Below are 19,356 nucleotides of genomic sequence, written 5' to 3' on the forward strand. Positions count from 1 at the left end.
TAGACATATCAACGAAACATATTAAGGAGAAACGCTAATTATGAGTGAAACAATCAAAAGAGAGCGAATCCCAGAGCTGAATCTCGTACGGGCAATGGCGATCATCGGCGTGCTGTGTGTGCATTCCACTTCATATGCGACGGTAGACATGACGGGTTCAGGGTATTACTGGCTGTACAATTTTATTAATATTTTTATGAAATATGGTACACCAACGTTTATTTTCATGAGCAGTTTTGTACTGTTCTATAACTATTATTCTCGCCCGCTAGATAAGAAGCTGGTCAGCAATTTTTACAAAAAAAGATTTGTTTACATTTTACTACCGTATTTTCTATTTTCATTATTGTATTTTGTTATCCTGCACTTCACGCATTATCAGGGCCGTCCGTTCGGAGAATCAGCAGTAAGCTTCATAACAAAACTGTTCACCGGCAAGGCGTATACGCATCTGTACTTTGTATTTATTAACATGCAATTTTATCTGTTATTCCCGTTGGTATTGTGGCTGCTCAAGAAATATCCCTCAGTCGTCAAATGGTCGGTACCGATTGGGTTACTCATTCAGTGGGCATTTATCGTAAGTAATAAATATGGCTTCCAGGTGCCGAACAAGGGAAGTTGGGCATTCTCGTACTTCTCTTATTTCATGCTGGGTGCATTTATCGGGGTATACTTTCCGAAGATTAAACAATGGTTTGTCATTAGTCGGGAAAATGCAACCAAAGCTCGTGTAGTTTCATGGATTTTGCTGTGGGCGGTATGGATTTTTGCCGGACTCGGCCATGTATACATTTATTATCTGTTGCGCCTGAAGATTGCGACATATAACACGCTGTGGTACGAGTTTTTCTGGAATCTGCATACGTTCGCCTGTGCGTTGGTGCTCATTCAGATTGCGTACCTTCTCTATCGTAAAGGACCATCGCTGATCGTTAAGCCGCTCAATCGGCTTGGGGCACTGTCCTTCGGTATTTATCTGATACATCCATTCTTCCTGTTGATCTATCGGAATTATCCACCACAAACCGGGGTATCCTGGCTGATTCACCTGTGGTACGCCGGAGGTTTTGGTGTGGCGTTAATCGCATCGTGGATTGTGGTTGGACTCACGGCAAGATTTGTTCCGTTTGCATGGGTAATATTCGGCAATTTGCCAAAACCGAAGCCACGTCTGGTACCACAACAAAACTCGGGACAACTCGACGTTCGTTAAAATATTTATGCTAATACAGGAATAATAAACCGTTTCTTGGTCGACCATTAGGGTTGAGCGGGGAACGGTTTTTTTGATTGCCGATTAGATTCATACATGGGGAACGGATGTTTCTTTTTCATAAGCGAAGGGTAATGAGAAGGCGGAACACAATTTATCATTTGATAAGCAGATAACTTTAAGAACAGGATTAAGGTGAGAACAATGACAACATGTGAACAATGCGGGAAACCGATGCAAGATATATTGGAATACGTGGAACACATCCTTCACGAATGCGTGGGGCAGACCCAGGAGTACAAGACAAAAGACTATGGGACATCTGGCTATGAGTGTGTTGGCGAGCAGATGTGATACAATAGAAAGAAACCGGATTCATACGGAACCGAGGTGACAACATGGAGATGGGCTCGGCCCCTTTCCGGCAGGAAATGACGGAACATGAAGCGCAACTGACCAAGACATGTATGTATTGCGGGCAAAAGCGACCTTTGTCCGAATTTCGACGAAGAACCGGAAAGCGGGCTGGCCCGGGAGCCAGACGTGGCGCTTGTCGCGACTGTCGTCAGCTCGGTGGACAAGCCGATAACGATAATACCTCACTCCGGCCTACGGATGAGGCGATAAAGAGTCATAAAGGTGCTGCGGCTGCACGGCCTTCTGCATCTGCAAGTCATACAGCAGAACGGATCGTGGATACAGCAAATAGTACGCCTTCTGTTGCTTCTACTTCAGAAAGACATGGGGAGTCTAAGCCGTCCGTATGTTCATCTTCTTCGATGGAAGGTGAAACGGCTGACTTCGTTGCTTCTTCAACTGTTTCTTCGCCTTCGAGCAACCGCAAGAAGAGGAGAAGGAGGAGAAAGGCGAAGCGCCCAGAGCTGCATTCGGGTAATGAGCAGACGGAATCGCTCTCCCGAACTGAGGTGGAGAGCGAGAAGGTAGATCAGCCGCAAACGGGGGCTGATCTGCAAGAGAGGGATTCGCAGGTGATTACAGCGAATGCTGATCCATCTGCGAAGCGTGCCAGCGCGCGTATAGCCGCTGGCACGGATCGGGCCGCCGAGCAGGAGATTGCGGCGGCGAAGGCTCTGCTGCTAGCCAAGCCGCAAGGCCCGGCAGCAGAGCCAGGGGCTGCGGATCAGCAGACCGCAGCCAAACGCAAACGCAAGCGGCGCCGCAAACGTGCTGCCGCGCTGCCGTCCGGCGCAGGACAGGCCCGCAGCATAGCTGAGGCCAGTGCGCCGAACCTGAGCGACCGTGGCGATGCCGCGGTCGCCGGACCCCCAGCAGCAGCCGCGCAGCCTGCCGCTGCTGCAAAGCCCGCCCCCGGCCAAGCGCCGGGCACGGCCATGGAGGCTGCGCCTCCTGCACCCGTGCGCCAGCCAGGCTCGCCCGGGTCAAAGCCACGCCCGGCACGCAAGGAGCGTGCGCCTAAGGCAGGCGGCGAAGACGCAGCCCGTGCCGGATCATCCGGGCAGCGGGCGCCAGTGCATTCCAGCCGCAGCCATGGGGCTGGAACGGAAAGCCGTCCCCGCCGTCATACTCCGGCGGTGCCTGTAGCGATTGATCCGGAAGATCCGTCATCGCTTCGGACGAATCGGCAGGGCATGGTGCGCATGCGTGGCAAGACGGACAAAGGGCGGCGCTGGCATCAGGAAGTGGATATGGAGCTGGCGGTCACGTTGGTCAAGGAAAAAGCCGCTGTTGTGGTTAATCGGTACACGATCCGCCGATTGTTTAGCAACAAGGATTTCAAACGGTTTATTTTGACCCGTGATAACTATACCTGCTACTTCTGTGGATCGTATGGAGACACGATTGACCATCTTCTGCCACGAGCTAAAGGTGGGCATACCACCCCACTTAACTGTGTCTGCGCCTGCAATCTGTGCAACCAGTCCAAAGCAGCGATGGATGCCGAAGAATTCATGCGTTCCGGTATTCCCGAGTGGAATGCTGCGCATCAGGAAGAGCTGAATGAATTGGCAATGCAGGAAGCTCAGCTAGAATAAACGGTTTATGCGAAATACAAATACTTCCCCAAGCTTGTTCACTATGGGTTTCAAGCGGGATATCCGATATAGAGAGCACACCAAGACTGAATAGGTCAGGGTGTGCTTTTTTGTTTTTTAGCTTCGCTGGTGAAATTTCTTCAAATTGACAACGGTACAGCGCTCATATGTACGTTATACTGGGGAGAACTGAGCCGTGAAACTTCACATCCGTTTACCAGATGTATTTTATAATGGGCACCACATCTTTAGTAAATTTGAACTGTATAGATTGGAGGGAAGCAGATGAACCCGGCATCTTTGGACATCATGTCCTATATTACGGAAGAGAATATTCGTTTTTGGCTGGAGAAGTTTCGCTCCCTGGGCCCTTTACCGGCAATTTTGCTTACCTTTATGAAATCGTTCGTGCCCCCGCTGCCTACACTGCTCATTGTTGGGGTTAACGGAGCCGTGTACGGGCTATGGGCAGGAATTTTATATTCATGGATCGGGATGGTACTCGGCTGTACCGTTACGTTCCTGATTGTACGGGAGATTGGAAAGTCGGCTTTTGTGGAACGTTGGGCTAATAAACCCCGTGTGCAGCGCAGCATGGTATGGATTCGGCGGAATGCGTTCAGTTATGTGTTTTTGTTGAGTATTTTTCCGGTTGGTCCGTTCGTCATTATTAATGTAGCGGCAGGTATTGCGCGGATGAGATTAATGTCCTTCCTGCTTGCGGTGAGTTTTGGCAAAGCCATTATGATCTTCTGTGTGACGTATATCGGTTCCAATGTAGCTCAGTTTATGGAGCACCCTGTGCGATGGGGCGGCGTGTTGTTGTTTATCGCGGTATCCCTTTGGGCAAGTCGGAAGTTGGAGCGGCACTTCACCCGTTCATCATCGAATCGTGAGGAAATGAATGATCTGAGTCACTCCTCTGGAAAGTCTATTTCGTCGTAAACTTACGATGAAACAATTACGTACTCGATTTTGAATGGTTAAATTTGGATATGACCAGTTGTTTAGACTGTTTGGAGGGGATAAGCATGATTGACAATATCTTTGATTTTGATCAGGAGCTGTACCGTATGGATGAGGACGAGCTGCGTTCGTTATTGCGTACGCTCTATCTCAGCGCAGATATGGCAGTCAGTCATCAGTCAGCGGAAGGACATTCTGTTCATTTTGCAACGAAAATACAGTCGATATTTAAGACATTGGACGAGAATCGGAACCGGGAGAAAGCTGAGAAACAGGAATTGATGGCACAGAAACCACGTGAAATTCATATAGCGATTGGAGAATCGCCGCTAGGTAGCATTAAAGTTGCGATGGGCAAGGTTCCAGGTCGCTCGGAGCGGCGGTTTTTCTCTATGAATGACTACTATGCCATCGGTCCATTGGGCGATCTGACGAACAAGGCGGATTTACACCGCAGGCACCTCTGGCTACTTGAGAAACTTTATTTGGGTGAGCATGGAAGATATGCCGTCCGAGGCATGGATGAGCTGATTCAATTAAACAACATGTTGAGTTCAATTGATGAAGATACACGCATCACCATCTGGTATGCGAATAATGCTCATGAGAGAACAGGGCTTTTATATGCCATGCATTTGCTGCGTGATAGGCTGGGTCCTATCTATTTGATCGAGACCAGTGCATTATATCAGGAATTATTTAATAATTCTGAAGTTCAGCATGATGTTCTTAGAACAGGTGAAATTTTTTCTGAGAAGTTGTTAGCGATGTGGCAGCACTGTGTGAATGCCGAACCGTTGTCATTGGAGGAACGCAGACACATGGAGCAAGAGTGGGTGGATTTGGCTGTACAGCCTGGACTTCTGCGTTTAATGAAGGATGGCCAGATTCAGAGTGTGCCCGAAGACGCGATTGATGAGTACATTATGCAGAAAGCCAGAGAAGTTATGTTAACAAGACAGCCGGGCGAGTATATAAAATCAGCCCGCCTCGTAGGTGAGGTGTTGGGCCATCTCGAACAAGCTGTCGGAGACGCATTCATTGAATACCGTGTTCGACAGTTGATCATACAAGGACGGCTTGAGATGGAAGGGAAGCCACATGCCATGCGATTCTACAGTGTGAGGCTCCCCCAGTAACCCAAATATGGACTGTTCCCGGTAGTTTTTTTTATCCAGGAGCAGTCCATTTATTCTTTCATGTCTTATTCTGATTCCATAACTCCAATAGTGGCCCCTCTTGTCCATAGACTGGATCTGTATCCGGGATGGGAACCTCGTGAATTTCACGCAGAACTTTGGGACGCTCTCCCGGTTCACCCGTTCGGGTATTATAGCTCATGCCACCTGGGTAGGCCCCTGCAATGCGGAAATCACGGCTCGCACTCAGCCGCTTATGTCCGGTTCCCGCAGGTAATACGACCACATCTCCTGCATGAAGACACACAACCTTTCCATGTTCCCCACCAAGAATGAGCTCAACCCAGCCACTCACCACTGCAAGTACTTCATGAGCATTGCTGTGAAAATGATGATAATCAAACACACCGTTAATCCAGCTGTTTCCCCATCCGTTTTGGTTCAGCAACGACTCTGCACGAGCTGAATTTGTTGCCCAAATTCCTTTATACAGAAGTACAGGCAGACTCGGATGATTGGGGATCACACCATCGTCCTGAAATAACATCGTTTGTACATTGTTGATGGCCTCTTTCATCGTAAATATCACCTCTCTATGGCATTACCCGTTTATTTCTGGAGAAGAACAAAAAACAATTATAAAATGATACAAAATGTATCGCTTTAAGGTTATAATCAGAACATAGACTCTCTTCAGTGAACTTGTTGTATTAATCCCAAGGGGGAATGTGCTTGAATATTGTCATTACAGGGGCTTCTGGATTTGTAGGATTTAACCTTTCACAGTATTTGGCGCAAAAGGGCCATCGAATCACCCTGGTGGACCAGGATGATTATTGTCAGAGGCTTGTTCACAGCTCTCCACTTCATGAGATGGCCTTTATCTGTTGTGATCTCGCGAAGGACAGATTCAGCTTGCCGAATGAAACAGACTATATTATTCATCTGGCAGCCATGCCACACGTTGATTATTCGTATCATCACCCCGGAGAAGTGTTTCGTAACAACACCCTCAGTACACAGGCCATTCTGCAATACGCCTCCGATCACCATATTCCCTTAGTGCTGGCTTCATCCGTTGAGGTATACGGAGGGGAGATGGGGAGAGTGTATCACGAATCCGATGAATATGCGCCAGTATCCCCGTACTCCGCTTCCAAAGTAGCCTGTGAGATGCTCGCACGATCCTACGCTCAATGTTACCAGCTTCCTGTAAAAATATTTCGTTTGACCAATCTCTATGGACCTTGGCAGTTGCCGGACCGGATTATCCCGCGTAATTTTGGCCGAATGATGGACGGCCTTCCTCTGGATATTCAGGGATCAGCTGTACGTGATTTTCTGTATGTGGATGATGCGCTGCGAGCGATTGAACAGATTATGCTGAATGGACAAGATCAGCAGATTTATAACATTTCGACAGGGCAAGGAACAACCATGCATGAGATCGGAGATCATTTGCACCAATTGCATACTTCTAATGGAACGGCGGAGATTCGGGAGCAGGAGCCCACCCAGTCCAGAGGTTCGAGTCTGGTCGTTCACTCGGGAAAATTACGATCAGAGACCGGATGGTTTCCCCAGACGACGCTGGAGCAGGGACTGGAGCAGACCTTTCGATGGTATCAGGAACATCCCGAATGGGTAAGACAATTCAGCCGTGAATACCACACGACAAGAGAAGCACGCAGCTTTATTATCGATATGGCGAGATATGCAGTTCCGGCTATCTAACCAGGGCAAAAAAAGCCAGGGAAGGGTTTAGTGAATAACACCTTCCTTGGCTTTTTTGCGCCCCCGTCGAATCCCGGCTTTCAACCAGTATGGACGGTCGGGCAATGATCCTATATTTACTGCACGAATTGTCGTGCGTGTTCACGTTTAACGAATGGATCTAGTGATGTTTTTTTACATCAGCAATTTTGTCCTGCACAGCACCTTTGGCTTTGTCTTTCTTGCCCTCAGCCTGAAGGGATCTGTTGTTAGTCGCATTACCGATCTGATCTTTCACTTCGCCTTTCGCCTTGTTGATGCCTGCTTTGATTTTATCGCTAGTTGAATTACTCATATCGAACATCTCCTTCGTTTCTGGTGTAGTCCTTATTAACCGGGATGTCCGTATTCTAAACGTTGCTATTGTGATACGAGCAGAAATTTCTTCTGGATATTCTGTCAGAAATGATCTGTACGAAGAGTCAGTATAAGTATAGGCATTGCCTAATGGCGTGCTTCATTAAAGGAATGAGAGGATGTTATGACATGAGCAATTATATTGGAAATGGTGCGTATTGCTACGCCAATTCAGCTTCAATGCTGCTGTCGTCCATTGGAGAAAAGGTAGACCCCGGTCTGCTTGAAACGTCGGTGGCTTTTCAATAGGGGCCTTTCGAACGCAGGAAGACCTTCTCTTTTTTGATAACTGTACCTCTAGTCCTGATCTGGCCATCAGCAAGGCGATGAGCATTCTGGGATTTAGTGTGCGCGAAAGTGTGCAATCACGGGGTACAGAGATGCCTGTAGATGAGCTAAGAGAGGCTTTGAAGCAGGGTCCTGTAATGATGGGTCCGCTGGATATGGGCAAACTCGTCTACAATCCCAACTCTCCCAACCTGGGTGGTTGCGATCATTATGTAGTGGCGCTGAATATGGAGGGCGATGAAATATGCCTGCATGACCCGGCTGGATTCCCGAATGTCTTCCTGACATTGGATATACTTGAGGAAGCATGGAAGTCTGAATTCCCGTGGAGCAGCGGTGTGTATCGACGATGGTTGAGTCCTGAACGCATTGAACAGCCTAATCTGGAGGAGATTAACCGCCGCGCTTTTACTTGGTTCAAATCAACCCTTACAGAACAGATCCATGATATTGCTGCACAGGAAGGACGAACCGGAGCTTCAGCAATTCTACATAAGGCGGAACAGGTTCGTGCTGGAGCAATCGATGGTAATGAGTGGGCTCATTATGTGTATTTTGCTCTGCCAGTAGGCGCGCGTCGTGCCCATGATTATGGGTTATTTTTTAAAACAATCCATCCTGACCTTTCTGCTTTGAAATACGCACAATCCCGCCAATTCGGGGAATGCCAATCCCGTCTTGTCTCCCGGAACTGGGAGGCTGCTGCGACAATCATGGTGGCACTCGCGGAGACGGAAGCCATGATCGAAGCTGCTATTTTGAAGATGGAATAATGTAATTGTAAGTGAAGCAAGGCTATGAGAAGGGGAGATACACATGGATGAATTAGCTGACAATCGCCATATCAGGCCAGGGGAAGATGAGACATTCGAGAATCGGCAAAAGGAGCCGGATGTCGCGCTTATCCAACGAGCCCAAACTGGGGATACAGAGGCTTTTGGTGAATTGATTCACCGTTACCGTGGGCAATTGTTCCGTTATGTGCGAGCACTTACACATGATTCTTATCTCGCAGAAGACATTTTACAGGATGGGCTTATTCGGGCGTTCATTCATATGGGGCAGCTTCAGAATGCCGAGCGTTTTATGGCCTGGATGCAGCGCATTGTGCGTAATCAGGCGTACTCACATATGCAACGCCGAGAGCAGCAGCGTGAACAACATTTTTCTTCTTTCCTTGCATTTGGAGCCGATGATCCCTCATGGAGCGATCAAGACTCGCTCGACAAGACGCTGAACCATCTTTTGAATGACACCGAACGGATATCGCAGGAGACTGGCTATGATCCGTATCAAGCTGTTGCTCAGCAGGAAATGAGGAATAATCTCTACAAGCTGCTGGGATGTCTGAATTTAAGAGAGCAGCAGGTCTTCACATCGTATTGGATGGAGCAGCTGTCACCGCAAGAAATTGCCTGTAAATTCAATCTGACAAGTGCCAATGCGTATCAAATTCTGTCCCGTTCACGTAAAAAAGTGTCGCAGCTTCATATTCATTTATCCGTAGAAGAAATGCTGGCAGAGTGGAATTCACTCGGGCAAAATCGAGTGATTCTGGAGGAACCCCTTTCGTTTCGGGCTCCCCAAACCTGGAACTCGGCAGCAGCATCCATTCACGAGATGTTAGGTTATATCGGTTCATCTCCATCTCTCCCCATGGTTATGGGGATGAGTGGACTTTCTTTTCGTCTGACCATCCTGTCTCAGGACATACATATCGCTGGACCCACCGCCTATAACTTCAAAGAGGTACTTATCAGAGGATTGCACCATATGGGTTATCGTTCCCATGCGGTTGAGGCTTTGGCGAGCGAAGCTGGACTCAATGCCAATCTGATCGATCCTTCGATGCTAGAGGAGAAAGCGAAGGGGAAAAGGTTGCTAAATCCAAGGCTTGTTCGGGCTCTCTCCTTGATTCGTTACTCCATTCATCGGGGAATTCCGGCCGTAGTATGGGACCTGAATATTCCCGAATTCGGACTGATTTATGGCTATGATGATGCAGCCCGGACCCTGTACGGTACAGATTTCATTAAATCAGTGACAATTCCCTATGATCATGTGGGCCGGGGGGTGAATCAGGAAGTATTTGTACTGGCAGCGGAATCAGATGGCATGATACGAGAAATGAACTTGCGCGCGGCACTGACGGATGCTTTGGCTCATTATCGTGGGGAGGACCCGTATACCTTGCCGAATACAGTCAGTGGTCTGGCTGCTTATGCGGTCTGGAGAGAAGCCCTAGAATATAGACGGGTAGAACCGAACGGTCACGCCTATAACATTGCGGTTTTGTGGGATGCAAGACGTTATGCAAATGAGTTTTTCAAAGAAATTTCTCTAAAGTGGGCTTCTATTCCCCGCTATTCAAGCTTGATTCCATTCTGTCTTCGGGCGGAAGAGTTATATCGCAACATGTCCCAAAGGTTAAACGTGCTCAAACAGTGTTTTCCTTTTCCTGAAGGCGGAAAGCCAAACGAGAAGCTTCAGGTCGATCAAGCTATCTCGATACTTCTGGAGGTGGAGGAATTAGAGCGAGCTGCTGTCGTTGCAATAAAAGCGTTGCTTGAAGAAATGGATCAGCTTTCCCCAGAAATCGTTATGGTGTGACCTGAATGTGATGATCAGATCGGGCAAACAGTGAAACAAATATTAGGAAGGCAGGGCGAGCCGTCAGGCCTTCTTTCTGTCTTTTTTGCTTTCGTGCCAGGATAGGTTCATACTTGAACAAGAAATGATGTCATTTCAGGAATAAGGCTGCACCCCTAGCTGCATAATAACGACAGTGACCAATTTCGTTGCATGAAATTCATGGCTTTGGAAAACAATTCCTGAAAAAATTCAGTTGAAAAAATCCTTCCTTGTGTACATATCGCACATATGGTCATATGTGATCTTGTCATCCTACCACATGTGGTAGGATGACGGATCTGGGACAGGAGAATAATCGATTTTAATCCGACCACAATGCTTGACAAAAAAATCGATTTTGTTACAATGTTCACAATATCTTCACAAGTGTAAAAAATTTCTTTTTCATGTTCATGTGTAAGAGGTGTAATATAGGGGTATAGAGTTCGGTTTCGGCCTGCTTGTCGTTTTGCGTCAACACATGTTGTCCGCAATAGACCCAAGATACAATACACGATGTGGGAACGGCCCTTGGGCTATGCTCATTCTATTGTGTGAAATTTGGTACATTTAGTTGTATTGGATGTATTTGTGGTTCGGCTCTGCTTGACAGGCATCATGAAAGTCGCGGACTTCTATCCCAAAGTAAAGGAGGACTTTCTCTTATGTCACAATCGCCTACTCAACAAGAGGTGCCGGTTACAGAAGGTGCCGACGTTTCCCAACGCCAGTCCTTGGACGTACTGGATCAATTGATGAAGCCTGAGGTACAGGAGTCTCTGACCGTTCTGGTGGAGAACTTGCCTAAACTGGCTGAAATGGTCACTGCTATGACCAAAGCTTATGACTTTGCACAAAGCGTAGCTACAGACAAAGTTCTGATCAGCGACACAATGAGCGCAATGGGCGAGTTTGCTAAACCTGTTGTAGACAAAGCTAAAGGTGTAGCTTCTGCTGCCATCGAAGCAAGTGATCGTGCGCAAGCTGAGCAAACTTCGGTTGGTTTGTTCGCTATGCTCAAAATGCTTAAAGATCCAAACGTACAACAAACGCTGCGTTTTGCTCAATCATTCTTGAGCATCCTGAACGAGCGTCAACAACAGCAACGTTAAGATTAGAAGAACGGAGGATGGATATGTCGAAGCAAATTTTGATCTTGGGCGGAGGTTACGGTGGTCTGTTGACTGCGCTGACTGCGCGTCAATACCTGACACCGGAAGAAGCGACTATTACAGTCGTGAACCGTTACCCTACGCACCAAATTATTACGGAACTGCACCGTCTTGCAGCAGGAAGCATTGCTGAAAAAGCAGTTGCCCTTCCACTCGAAAAATTGCTGAGTGGTAAAAATGTGAACTTGAAAATCGATACGGTGGATACAATCAAGCCGGACGAGAAAAAAGTTCTCATGACCAGCGGTTCTACTTACTCTTACGATGCACTCGTTGTTGCCTTGGGCAGTGAAACGGCATTCTTCGGAATTCCGGGATTGCAGGAGTACAGCTTCACGCTGAAATCCGTTAGCGATGCTAACCGCATTCGTGCACACGTGGAAGCTCGTTTGGATGCTTACAAACAATCCGGCAACAAAGCAGACGCTACGTTTGTTATCGGTGGCGGTGGTTTGACAGGTATCGAGCTTGTTGGTGAATTCGCTGACCTTCTTCCGGCTGTATGCCAAGAAAAAGGTATCGACTTCAAAGAAGTTTCCCTGTACACGGTTGAAGCAGGTCCTTCCATCCTGGCAGGATTCCCGCCAGAACTGGTTGAGCGTGCAAAATCGAGTCTGGAAAAACGTGGCGTTAACTTCATCGTTGGCGTAGCGATTACCGAAATGAAAGAAAATGAAGTTCTGCTGAAAGACGGAAGCTCGATCCCTACGAACACACTCGTATGGACAGGCGGCGTTCAAGGTAATGCAGTTGTTGCCAACAGCGGAATTGAAGTGGATCGTGGCCGTGCGAAAGTTACGGAAGTACTGCAATCCACATCCCATAAAGACGTGTTTGTTGCTGGTGACAGCGCAGTGGTCTTCCCTAGCGAAGGCGCTCGTCCATACCCTCCAACAGCACAATTGGCTTGGCAAATGGGTGAAACTATTGGTCACAACTTGGGCGTAATGTTCAAAGGTGGCGCAATGGAATCCTTCACACCAGTATTCTCCGGTACACTCGGAAGTCTGGGTCGTAAGGATGCTGTCGGCATGATCGGTGGCAACCAGACTCGTCTGAAAGGTCTGCCAGCAACCATGATGAAAGAAGCAAGTAACATCCGTTACCTTGCTCATATTCACGGTTTGTTTGCACTGGCTTACTAATACCTGTACGCCATGCAGCAGAAAGGCACCCCACGTGGGGTGCCTTTCTTTATTTTTAACCAGCATCGGTAGAGCATAGGGGCTAAGTTCCTTGAAGCGAGATATTGAAATATATTCGTTGTTATCAGATATGTATTGAAGAAAAAAGTGCTCGGTATAAACCGTATAGGGTGTATGGTATATTAAAGGGAAGACGTGTTATCCGCATCACACCAGATGCGCTGAACGGTAGTAATACATAGCAGCCGGCGCTTAGAAGCGTCGGCTTTCGTTTAAATTAAAGACAAGTCTGTTTTATAAAAAGCTAGCTTATAAAAAGGAAAACCGAGAGGAGAATGACATATGAACGTATTAGTCATTGGAGCGAACGGACAAATCGGCAAATTTTTGGTGCAGCAACTGGCACAGGAAGGGAAACATCAGGTCACCGCGATGATTCGCAAACCGGAGCAGGCAGATGCATTGAAGCAGCTGGGTGCCAATGTCGTGATTGGCGATTTGGAAGGCAGCGTGGATGATCTGGCCGAGGCGATGAAAGATCACAATGCCATTGTATTTACAGCGGGTTCCGGTGGATCTACGGGCGAAGACAAAACATTGCTCATTGATCTCGATGGTGCGGTGAAAACAATGGAGGCGGCACAGCAGCAGGGAATTACCAGATATATTTTGGTCAGTGCGTTTGGGGCAGATCAGCGGGAGAAGTGGTCCGACGCCATTAAGCCGTATTACGTGGCGAAGCATTATGCCGATCGGGCGTTGTTCGCAAGTGATCTGAATTACACCATTATCCGTCCAGGTGGTTTGAAAAATGAGCCGGGTACCGGCAAAATCTCTGTAGGAACAGATCTGAAACCGGGAAGTATTCCACGTGAAGATGTGGCTCGTGTCATCGCTGCTTCCCTCCAGGAGGAGAAGACGTATCGAATGGCTTTTGATCTGATCACCGGGGATGAATTGGTAGAGGATGCCTTAGGTAAATTGTAATTCGTATTGTAATATAACGGGAGAATGGAATGACGGAATGAGGGGGAGCTCTGCATGAATGAAGCCGTGCTGGTGATCGAGGATGAGCCCAAAATTGCACGCCTGCTTGAACTGGAATTACAGTATGAGGGATATCAGGTAGGCAAGGCAGGCAGCGGAACGGAAGGGCTGGAGATGTATGGGGAGGGGCAATGGGATCTGATTCTGCTGGATATTATGCTGCCGGGTCTGAGTGGGATTGAAGTGTTGCGACGGATACGTGCCAAAGATGCGACCGTGCCCATTCTGATGCTTACAGCCAAAGACTCTGTGGAAGACAAAGTATCCGGACTCGATCTCGGAGCCAACGATTACATTACAAAGCCGTTCCGTATTGAAGAGTTGCTCGCGAGAGTACGCGCTGCACTGCGCCTGAGTGCTGCATCGGCTGCTACCCACTCTGCCACTTCGGTCCCACGGGATACGGCGCAATCACCCGAGCACACGGCGGAAAATGAGACAGGCTGGCTCACCGCAGGTGGATTGAAGCTGAATGAAGGAACCCGTGAGATATCCCGGGATGGTCAATCGATTGAGCTTACACCGCGTGAGTTCGATCTATTGGTGTATCTGTTGCAAAACCAGCGCCAGGTGCTGAGCCGGGACCAGATTGTTCAGGCCGTCTGGGGATACGATTATTATGGAGATACCAATGTGGTGGATGTGTATATCCGTTATGTGCGCAAAAAAGTCGATAACGGATTCACACCACCCTTAATACATACCGTTCGGGGTGTTGGTTACGTCCTGAAGGAGCAAGTATGAGTCTGCGCAGCAGAATCTACGGATATTCGTCCGTATTGTTCGCCGTGCTGCTGATTGCCGTCAACCTGTCGGTGTATATCGTGTTCGAACGGATGTCGATCGATAACGAGATCAAGCGGGTAGAGGCTGAGGCCGAGTCTATTGTAAAAGGAGTGCGCCAGTCTGCCGGTTCCATTCCGCCGGACGACTTGCTCCGGGCCTACGCGCCGCTGGACGGCATGCTGCGGATCGTCAATGAAGACGGCACCAGCTCCCCGCCGGTGACGACCTCGGCAGAGGAGCAGCTGAGCAAGCTGTCCTACAAATACGAAAGCGAAAAAAAATCGGAGTATACCCAAGTTGAACAAATCGGTTATGTCTGGGTCTCTGTTCCAGTGATCTGGCCGGATGGAGAAGTAGTGAATCTACAAGTCACCGAGAGCATTGAAGATACCGAGAATCGCCTGTCTGTGCTTCGTACAGTTCTAGTTGCCGTTACCATCATCGCGCTGATTCCGGCCATCATCTCCAGCCGTATTCTGGCGAACCGGATGACAAGGCCGATCCAGCAGATGACACGTACGATGAGTGATATCCAGTCGAGCGGCCAGTTCAAGCGACTTCCGCTCGACGAAAAATCGAAGGATGAGCTGAAAACGATGGGGCAGACGTTCAACCGTATGATGGATCTGCTGGAATCCAACTTCGAGCGGCAGGAGCGCTTTGTTTCTGATGCTTCTCATGAACTGAAAACACCACTTACCATCATTGAAAGTTATGCCAGCTTGCTGCAACGAAGGGGCAAGGAACGTCCCGAAGTATTCGACGAGGCGGTAGAAGCCATTCTGTCCGAATCCGTGCGCATGCGAGAGATGACCGAGCAGCTGCTATTGCTGGCAAAGCAGCCAGAGCAGTGGAATGTACAGCTGGAGCGGGTGGATATCACCCAACTTGCGCTGGATTCCACACGTGCATTTCGCGAAGCCTATCATCGGGAAGTTCACTGTGAGGATCCGGGCAGGATATGGGCGATTAGCGATGTGAGCAAGCTGAAGCAGCTGCTTTTTATTTTGCTGGACAATGCTCGTAAATATAGTGAGGATGCCATTGAAGTCCGGCTGGAGGCAAAGGGGCAGGAATGTCGGATATGTATTGTGGATAAGGGAATCGGTATGCGGGAAGAGGAACTGTCCAAGGTGTTTGACCGTTTCTATCGAGTTGATCAGGCCAGAACACGCAGCGGCGAAGCAAGCGGTTCGGGCTTGGGACTTTCCCTGGCCAAAGATATCGCAGAAGCCGTGGGCGCACGTATTGAATTAAACAGCACCGAGGGCAGGGGAACCGAGGCTTCGATAATTTTGCCCACATCCGTACAGAACGGATCACTCTCATGAAAATCTCATTCTTCTCTTATATACTGGTAAACACAGTAGGATTACGGATCATAAGAGAGTGCGTAAGGGGGAACCATGATGGAAGAGCATGAGGGGCGTCCGGAAATGAAACGGGAAGAACAACGACGCAAAGGATGGGCGAAGCCAAGACGTTCATTTTGGTGGGGTGCGGGGCTCCTGGCTCTCCTTGTCGTTATAGCGGTCATGTGGTGGAGGCCGTGGCAATCAGACCGAGTGATGTTAACAGCAGATGCAGCGGCCCAAGCGGTCTTGGATCAATATCCGGGAGAGATCCTGAATTCCACGTTGAAGGACGGAACCTACATCATGCAGCTCCGCTCAGAAACCGGACTGTATGACGTACAAGTTGATGCGGTTACGGCGACCGTGAATTCCATTAAACGGCTGGAGTCCAACCCACAAGCCGAGGAGAAGACGTTATGGAGCCGAGAACAGATCAAGACGGAATTGCTGAAACAAACGGATGCCGAACTGGTGTCGCTCGAACTTGTCGAGCAGCAGGGGAGCCCGGTGTATCTGGCGGTATTCAAGATGAAGGACAATGGTCGGGAGCAATGGACCATTGATCCGTATAACGGGGAGAAACAGTCTTCAAAGCCGCTGGAAGCATCTTCGCCCGACCCGACAACAGGGGAAGGCACCAAGACTTCATTTCTGAGCGAGAAAGAAGCAGAGCAGAAGGCACTGGCTAAGGTTCCTGGTGAAGTGGATGATATCGAACTCCGTGGAACGAATAGTGGCAATCCGTATTATCTGGTTGAAATTGACCTGGATGACGGTCGTGAGGCTATTGTGCAGGTGAATGCCATTTCAGGCGCGATTCGTTCGGTCACTTGGGATGATGACGAAGATTAAAGGTATAGAAGCCATTCTGTGAGATTCTCACTCATTTTCTCATCAAATTCTAATCTGACTCTCGCTGAACTCTCATTCGTACAGGTTAATCTATAACTGTAGACGAGAACGAGAATAACAACGAGGAGATGAATGATGATGATGAATAAACATAAACTATGGATTGGCAGCTTGTCGGCAGCGGTGTTGCTCGGAGGATCAGCCGCTCTGGCTAGTGGGAGTGTAAACGGACAATCGGTACAGCCTACGCAAACGTCCAATACACAATCAGTAACACAGACCCAGAACAACACAGGTACATTGCTGACGGTCGCACAGGCCAAAGAAGCAGCCTTGAAAGCAACGGATGGTAAAGTGGATGATGTGGATCTGGAGCGCAGAAACGGCCAAACGTTCTATGAAGTTGAAATCGACAAAAAAGGTAGTAATGAAGTTGTCGTTCGTTTGGATGCTTACACAGGTAAAATCCTTGCAGTAGTCGATGATGAGGATTACGATGATTATAATGGAACTGTGGCAGGTACGTCTTCCAATCAAGCTGCTTCAAAACAGGTTAAACTGACAGAGGCACAAGCTTCGAACATTGCCCTGAGACAGGTGACAGGCGGAAAAGTAACCGAAATCGAACTGGATCATGATAACGGCCGTTATGTTTATGAAGTGGAACTAAGAACAGCAAACGGTGAAGCCGATGTAGACGTCGATGCCAATACAGGCAAAGTGCTTTCGTTTGACCAGGATTTTGACGACGAAGATTAATAAATAACGTATATTATAGGGATTTAGATTGTGTATAACAGAGGACGCTTCGGATGAAGCGTCTTTTTGCTGTTCACTCCATAAGTTCAGTGTTTATTCGTACATGTTCCGCCGTATTGTTCACTATTCGAGCAGGGGGATGGCGGATACAATCGTAATCAGGAGGTGAGTGCCGAGCCAGTCTGAGAAACAGGTAATCCTATGAAATGCATCATCGATCGGAGGAAGAAGAGACGTATCGATTTTATTGTAAGCGCTTTATAAATTAATTACGGAGGTGCATTGTTCTATGAATGAGGGTTGGTTGAAAAAGAAAACAAAAACACATCGTTTCACTCGTCGCCTTTGTTATCTGCTTGCTCTAATCCTGGCGCTACAATCGCTAGGTATGCTGGTCGCTCCAGGACAACAGGCTTCCGCTGCTCCACTCAGTGTAACCAACGGGGTACAGTTCAAGGATACAAACGGCAATGTCATTCATGCCCATGGGGGCGGGATGATTAAGGCTAATGGGTACTATTACTGGTTTGGGGAGAATCGCAACCCTAATGGAACGTTCAAGGCGGTTTCTGTATATCGTTCAGCAGATTTGAAAAACTGGGAGTATCGCAATGATGTGCTCACCAGCAGCTCGGCTGCCGAGCTGAACATTTCCAACATCAAACGCCCGAAGGTCATCTATAACAGTGCAACAGGCAAGTATGTTCTTTGGATGCATAAGGAAAACGGGGTCGACTACGGTGAAGCCAGAGTGGCGGTAGCGACCTCAAGTACAGTGGATGGAAATTATACGTATGTAGGCAGCTATCGGCCTCTTGGCTATGATTCGAGAGACATGACAGTTTACAACGACAACGGAACAGCTTATCTCATCTCAGCGACCAAAGTGAATGCCGACCTGAATATCTACAAGCTGACTCCAGATTTTCTCGGTGTGGAATCGCTCGTAACGACGCTGTGGCCGGGTCAATATCGTGAGGCACCTGCCATGTTCAAAAAGGGTGGCGTCTACTTCCTGATCACATCCGGGGCTACGGGATGGAATCCGAATCAGGCCAAATATGCGACTGCTACCAGCATAACTGGCACATGGAGCGGCCTGAGCAACTTTGGAGATAGTACAACCTATGGTTCCCAATCCGCATACGTGCTTCCGGTGGAAGGCTCACAGACAACATCCTATCTCTATATGGGTGATCGCTGGGCTGGCGCCTGGAGCGGACCAGTGCAGGATTCTAAGTATGTGTGGCTGCCGTTGTCTTTCCCAAGTGGAACCAGTCTGGCGATGAACTGGGCAAGCAGTATTACCATTGATGCAGCCACGGGTTCCGTAACCGGAGTGGATACGCCCGATGTATGGGACCCGAATGCTTCGTATCAGTTGATTAGTCGCAAAAGTAATAAATTGCTTAATGTCATCGGTGGTTCTGCGGATAACGGTGCGGATCTGGAGCAGCGGGCAGACGGCGGAACGACCAGCCAGCAGTGGCAGATCACGGATGCAGGTGGCGGTTATGTCAAAATCATCAATCGTTCCAGCGGCAAGCTAATCGGTGTAGAGAATGGTTCCACAGCAGATGGAGCTGTTATTGAACAGTGGAACGATGGCGGCTGGGCCAGTCAGCAATGGCAGTTGGTTAGTGTGGGCGGTGGTTATTATAAATTGAAAAACCGCAGCACAGGCAAGGTGCTTGATATTTCGGGACAATCCCTGGCAGACGGGGCAGCTGCAATCCAGTGGACAGATAATGGTGGTACGAATCAGCACTTCCAGATTGTTAAGGTTCAATAAGGATTGATTGTTTTGTTGGTTAATCATCATAAAGATTCACAATTAAACCCTTGTCCCTCATTA

The 19,356-nt window shown here is 48.4% G+C and carries 17 protein-coding genes; 15 read left to right on the forward strand and 2 right to left on the reverse strand.

What is annotated here, in order from left to right; genetic code table 11:
• Positions 1-40: 40 nt before the first annotated feature.
• The 4 genes from AC4PM4_RS10010 to AC4PM4_RS10025 all read left to right on the forward strand — a co-directional run bounded on the left by AC4PM4_RS10010 (position 41) and on the right by AC4PM4_RS10025 (position 5,336).
• Positions 41-1,216: an acyltransferase gene (locus AC4PM4_RS10010; RefSeq protein ID WP_491613501.1), complete on the forward strand. Its 1,176-nt coding sequence runs from the start codon at positions 41-43 to the stop codon at positions 1,214-1,216.
• Between the two features lie 431 nt (positions 1,217-1,647).
• Complete coding sequence (locus AC4PM4_RS10015; RefSeq protein ID WP_491613502.1) at positions 1,648-3,231, forward strand: HNH endonuclease; 1,584 nt, start codon at positions 1,648-1,650, stop codon at positions 3,229-3,231.
• 285 nt (positions 3,232-3,516) lie between these two features.
• Positions 3,517-4,176, forward strand: a complete 660-nt coding sequence (locus AC4PM4_RS10020) for a TVP38/TMEM64 family protein (protein WP_491613503.1) — start codon at positions 3,517-3,519, stop codon at positions 4,174-4,176.
• 86 nt (positions 4,177-4,262) lie between these two features.
• Positions 4,263-5,336: a DUF1835 domain-containing protein gene (locus tag AC4PM4_RS10025; RefSeq protein WP_491613504.1), complete on the forward strand. Its 1,074-nt coding sequence runs from the start codon at positions 4,263-4,265 to the stop codon at positions 5,334-5,336.
• 58 nt (positions 5,337-5,394) lie between these two features.
• Here the strand turns inward: AC4PM4_RS10025 and AC4PM4_RS10030 are convergent, their stop codons facing one another.
• Positions 5,395-5,913 (reverse strand): cupin domain-containing protein, encoded by a 519-nt coding sequence (locus tag AC4PM4_RS10030; RefSeq protein WP_491613505.1) that lies wholly within the window; start codon positions 5,911-5,913, stop codon positions 5,395-5,397.
• 149 nt (positions 5,914-6,062) lie between these two features.
• Here AC4PM4_RS10030 and AC4PM4_RS10035 point away from each other — a divergent pair, with 149 nt between their 5' ends.
• Positions 6,063-7,070 carry an NAD-dependent epimerase/dehydratase family protein gene (locus AC4PM4_RS10035; RefSeq protein WP_491613506.1) on the forward strand — a complete coding sequence of 336 codons (1,008 nt, stop codon included), beginning with the start codon at positions 6,063-6,065 and terminating at the stop codon, positions 7,068-7,070.
• 160 nt (positions 7,071-7,230) lie between these two features.
• Here the strand turns inward: AC4PM4_RS10035 and AC4PM4_RS10040 are convergent, their stop codons facing one another.
• Entirely contained in the window at positions 7,231-7,404 is a 174-nt protein-coding gene (locus AC4PM4_RS10040) for a CsbD family protein (protein WP_090903111.1), read from the reverse strand.
• A 388-nt stretch (positions 7,405-7,792) separates the two neighbouring features.
• On the opposite strand from AC4PM4_RS10040, the gene AC4PM4_RS10045 reads away from it, so the two are divergent.
• The 10 genes from AC4PM4_RS10045 to AC4PM4_RS10090 all read left to right on the forward strand — a co-directional run bounded on the left by AC4PM4_RS10045 (position 7,793) and on the right by AC4PM4_RS10090 (position 19,293).
• Positions 7,793-8,527, forward strand: coding sequence for a YobF C-terminal domain-containing protein (locus tag AC4PM4_RS10045; protein WP_491613507.1), 735 nt, complete (start codon positions 7,793-7,795; stop codon positions 8,525-8,527).
• Positions 8,528-8,570: 43 nt separating this feature from the next.
• On the forward strand, positions 8,571-10,364 hold the full coding sequence (locus AC4PM4_RS10050) for an RNA polymerase sigma factor (protein ID WP_491613508.1): 1,794 nt from the start codon (positions 8,571-8,573) through the stop codon (positions 10,362-10,364).
• 686 nt (positions 10,365-11,050) lie between these two features.
• Complete coding sequence (locus AC4PM4_RS10055; protein WP_024629786.1) at positions 11,051-11,497, forward strand: DUF1641 domain-containing protein; 447 nt, start codon at positions 11,051-11,053, stop codon at positions 11,495-11,497.
• A 23-nt stretch (positions 11,498-11,520) separates the two neighbouring features.
• Positions 11,521-12,702: an NAD(P)/FAD-dependent oxidoreductase gene (locus AC4PM4_RS10060; RefSeq protein ID WP_076287362.1), complete on the forward strand. Its 1,182-nt coding sequence runs from the start codon at positions 11,521-11,523 to the stop codon at positions 12,700-12,702.
• Positions 12,703-13,044: 342 nt separating this feature from the next.
• Positions 13,045-13,689, forward strand: a complete 645-nt coding sequence (locus AC4PM4_RS10065; protein WP_491613509.1) for an SDR family oxidoreductase — start codon at positions 13,045-13,047, stop codon at positions 13,687-13,689.
• Positions 13,690-13,743: 54 nt separating this feature from the next.
• Complete coding sequence (locus AC4PM4_RS10070; protein WP_400347957.1) at positions 13,744-14,493, forward strand: response regulator transcription factor; 750 nt, start codon at positions 13,744-13,746, stop codon at positions 14,491-14,493.
• On the forward strand, positions 14,490-15,866 hold the full coding sequence (locus tag AC4PM4_RS10075; protein ID WP_274568879.1) for a sensor histidine kinase: 1,377 nt from the start codon (positions 14,490-14,492) through the stop codon (positions 15,864-15,866). Before AC4PM4_RS10070 ends, AC4PM4_RS10075 begins: the two co-directional genes overlap by 4 nt.
• Before the next feature lie 78 nt (positions 15,867-15,944).
• On the forward strand, positions 15,945-16,742 hold the full coding sequence (locus AC4PM4_RS10080) for a PepSY domain-containing protein (protein WP_063568222.1): 798 nt from the start codon (positions 15,945-15,947) through the stop codon (positions 16,740-16,742).
• A gap of 138 nt (positions 16,743-16,880) precedes the next feature.
• A complete protein-coding gene (locus tag AC4PM4_RS10085) occupies positions 16,881-17,501 on the forward strand; it encodes a PepSY domain-containing protein (RefSeq protein WP_161490664.1) in 621 nt (206 codons plus the stop codon).
• 289 nt (positions 17,502-17,790) lie between these two features.
• Entirely contained in the window at positions 17,791-19,293 is a 1,503-nt protein-coding gene (locus tag AC4PM4_RS10090) for an RICIN domain-containing protein (RefSeq protein ID WP_491613512.1), read from the forward strand.
• Positions 19,294-19,356: the final 63 nt, after the last annotated feature.

The organism is Paenibacillus sp. MDV22-iso6 (genome assembly GCF_058408365.1).

Coding starts and splice junctions, on each gene's coding strand:
- AC4PM4_RS10015 (WP_491613502.1), top strand. CDS start 1,648: ATGACGGAACATGAAGCGCAACTGACCAAGACATGTATGTATTGCGGG.
- AC4PM4_RS10045 (WP_491613507.1), top strand. CDS start 7,793: ATGAGCATTCTGGGATTTAGTGTGCGCGAAAGTGTGCAATCACGGGGT.
- AC4PM4_RS10075 (WP_274568879.1), top strand. CDS start 14,490: ATGAGTCTGCGCAGCAGAATCTACGGATATTCGTCCGTATTGTTCGCC.
- AC4PM4_RS10055 (WP_024629786.1), top strand. CDS start 11,051: ATGTCACAATCGCCTACTCAACAAGAGGTGCCGGTTACAGAAGGTGCC.
- AC4PM4_RS10035 (WP_491613506.1), top strand. CDS start 6,063: ATGTGCTTGAATATTGTCATTACAGGGGCTTCTGGATTTGTAGGATTT.
- AC4PM4_RS10025 (WP_491613504.1), top strand. CDS start 4,263: ATGATTGACAATATCTTTGATTTTGATCAGGAGCTGTACCGTATGGAT.
- AC4PM4_RS10080 (WP_063568222.1), top strand. CDS start 15,945: ATGGAAGAGCATGAGGGGCGTCCGGAAATGAAACGGGAAGAACAACGA.
- AC4PM4_RS10030 (WP_491613505.1), bottom strand. CDS start 5,913: ATGAAAGAGGCCATCAACAATGTACAAACGATGTTATTTCAGGACGAT.
- AC4PM4_RS10065 (WP_491613509.1), top strand. CDS start 13,045: ATGAACGTATTAGTCATTGGAGCGAACGGACAAATCGGCAAATTTTTG.
- AC4PM4_RS10040 (WP_090903111.1), bottom strand. CDS start 7,404: ATGAGTAATTCAACTAGCGATAAAATCAAAGCAGGCATCAACAAGGCG.
- AC4PM4_RS10085 (WP_161490664.1), top strand. CDS start 16,881: ATGATGAATAAACATAAACTATGGATTGGCAGCTTGTCGGCAGCGGTG.
- AC4PM4_RS10090 (WP_491613512.1), top strand. CDS start 17,791: ATGAATGAGGGTTGGTTGAAAAAGAAAACAAAAACACATCGTTTCACT.
- AC4PM4_RS10070 (WP_400347957.1), top strand. CDS start 13,744: ATGAATGAAGCCGTGCTGGTGATCGAGGATGAGCCCAAAATTGCACGC.
- AC4PM4_RS10020 (WP_491613503.1), top strand. CDS start 3,517: ATGAACCCGGCATCTTTGGACATCATGTCCTATATTACGGAAGAGAAT.
- AC4PM4_RS10050 (WP_491613508.1), top strand. CDS start 8,571: ATGGATGAATTAGCTGACAATCGCCATATCAGGCCAGGGGAAGATGAG.
- AC4PM4_RS10010 (WP_491613501.1), top strand. CDS start 41: ATGAGTGAAACAATCAAAAGAGAGCGAATCCCAGAGCTGAATCTCGTA.
- AC4PM4_RS10060 (WP_076287362.1), top strand. CDS start 11,521: ATGTCGAAGCAAATTTTGATCTTGGGCGGAGGTTACGGTGGTCTGTTG.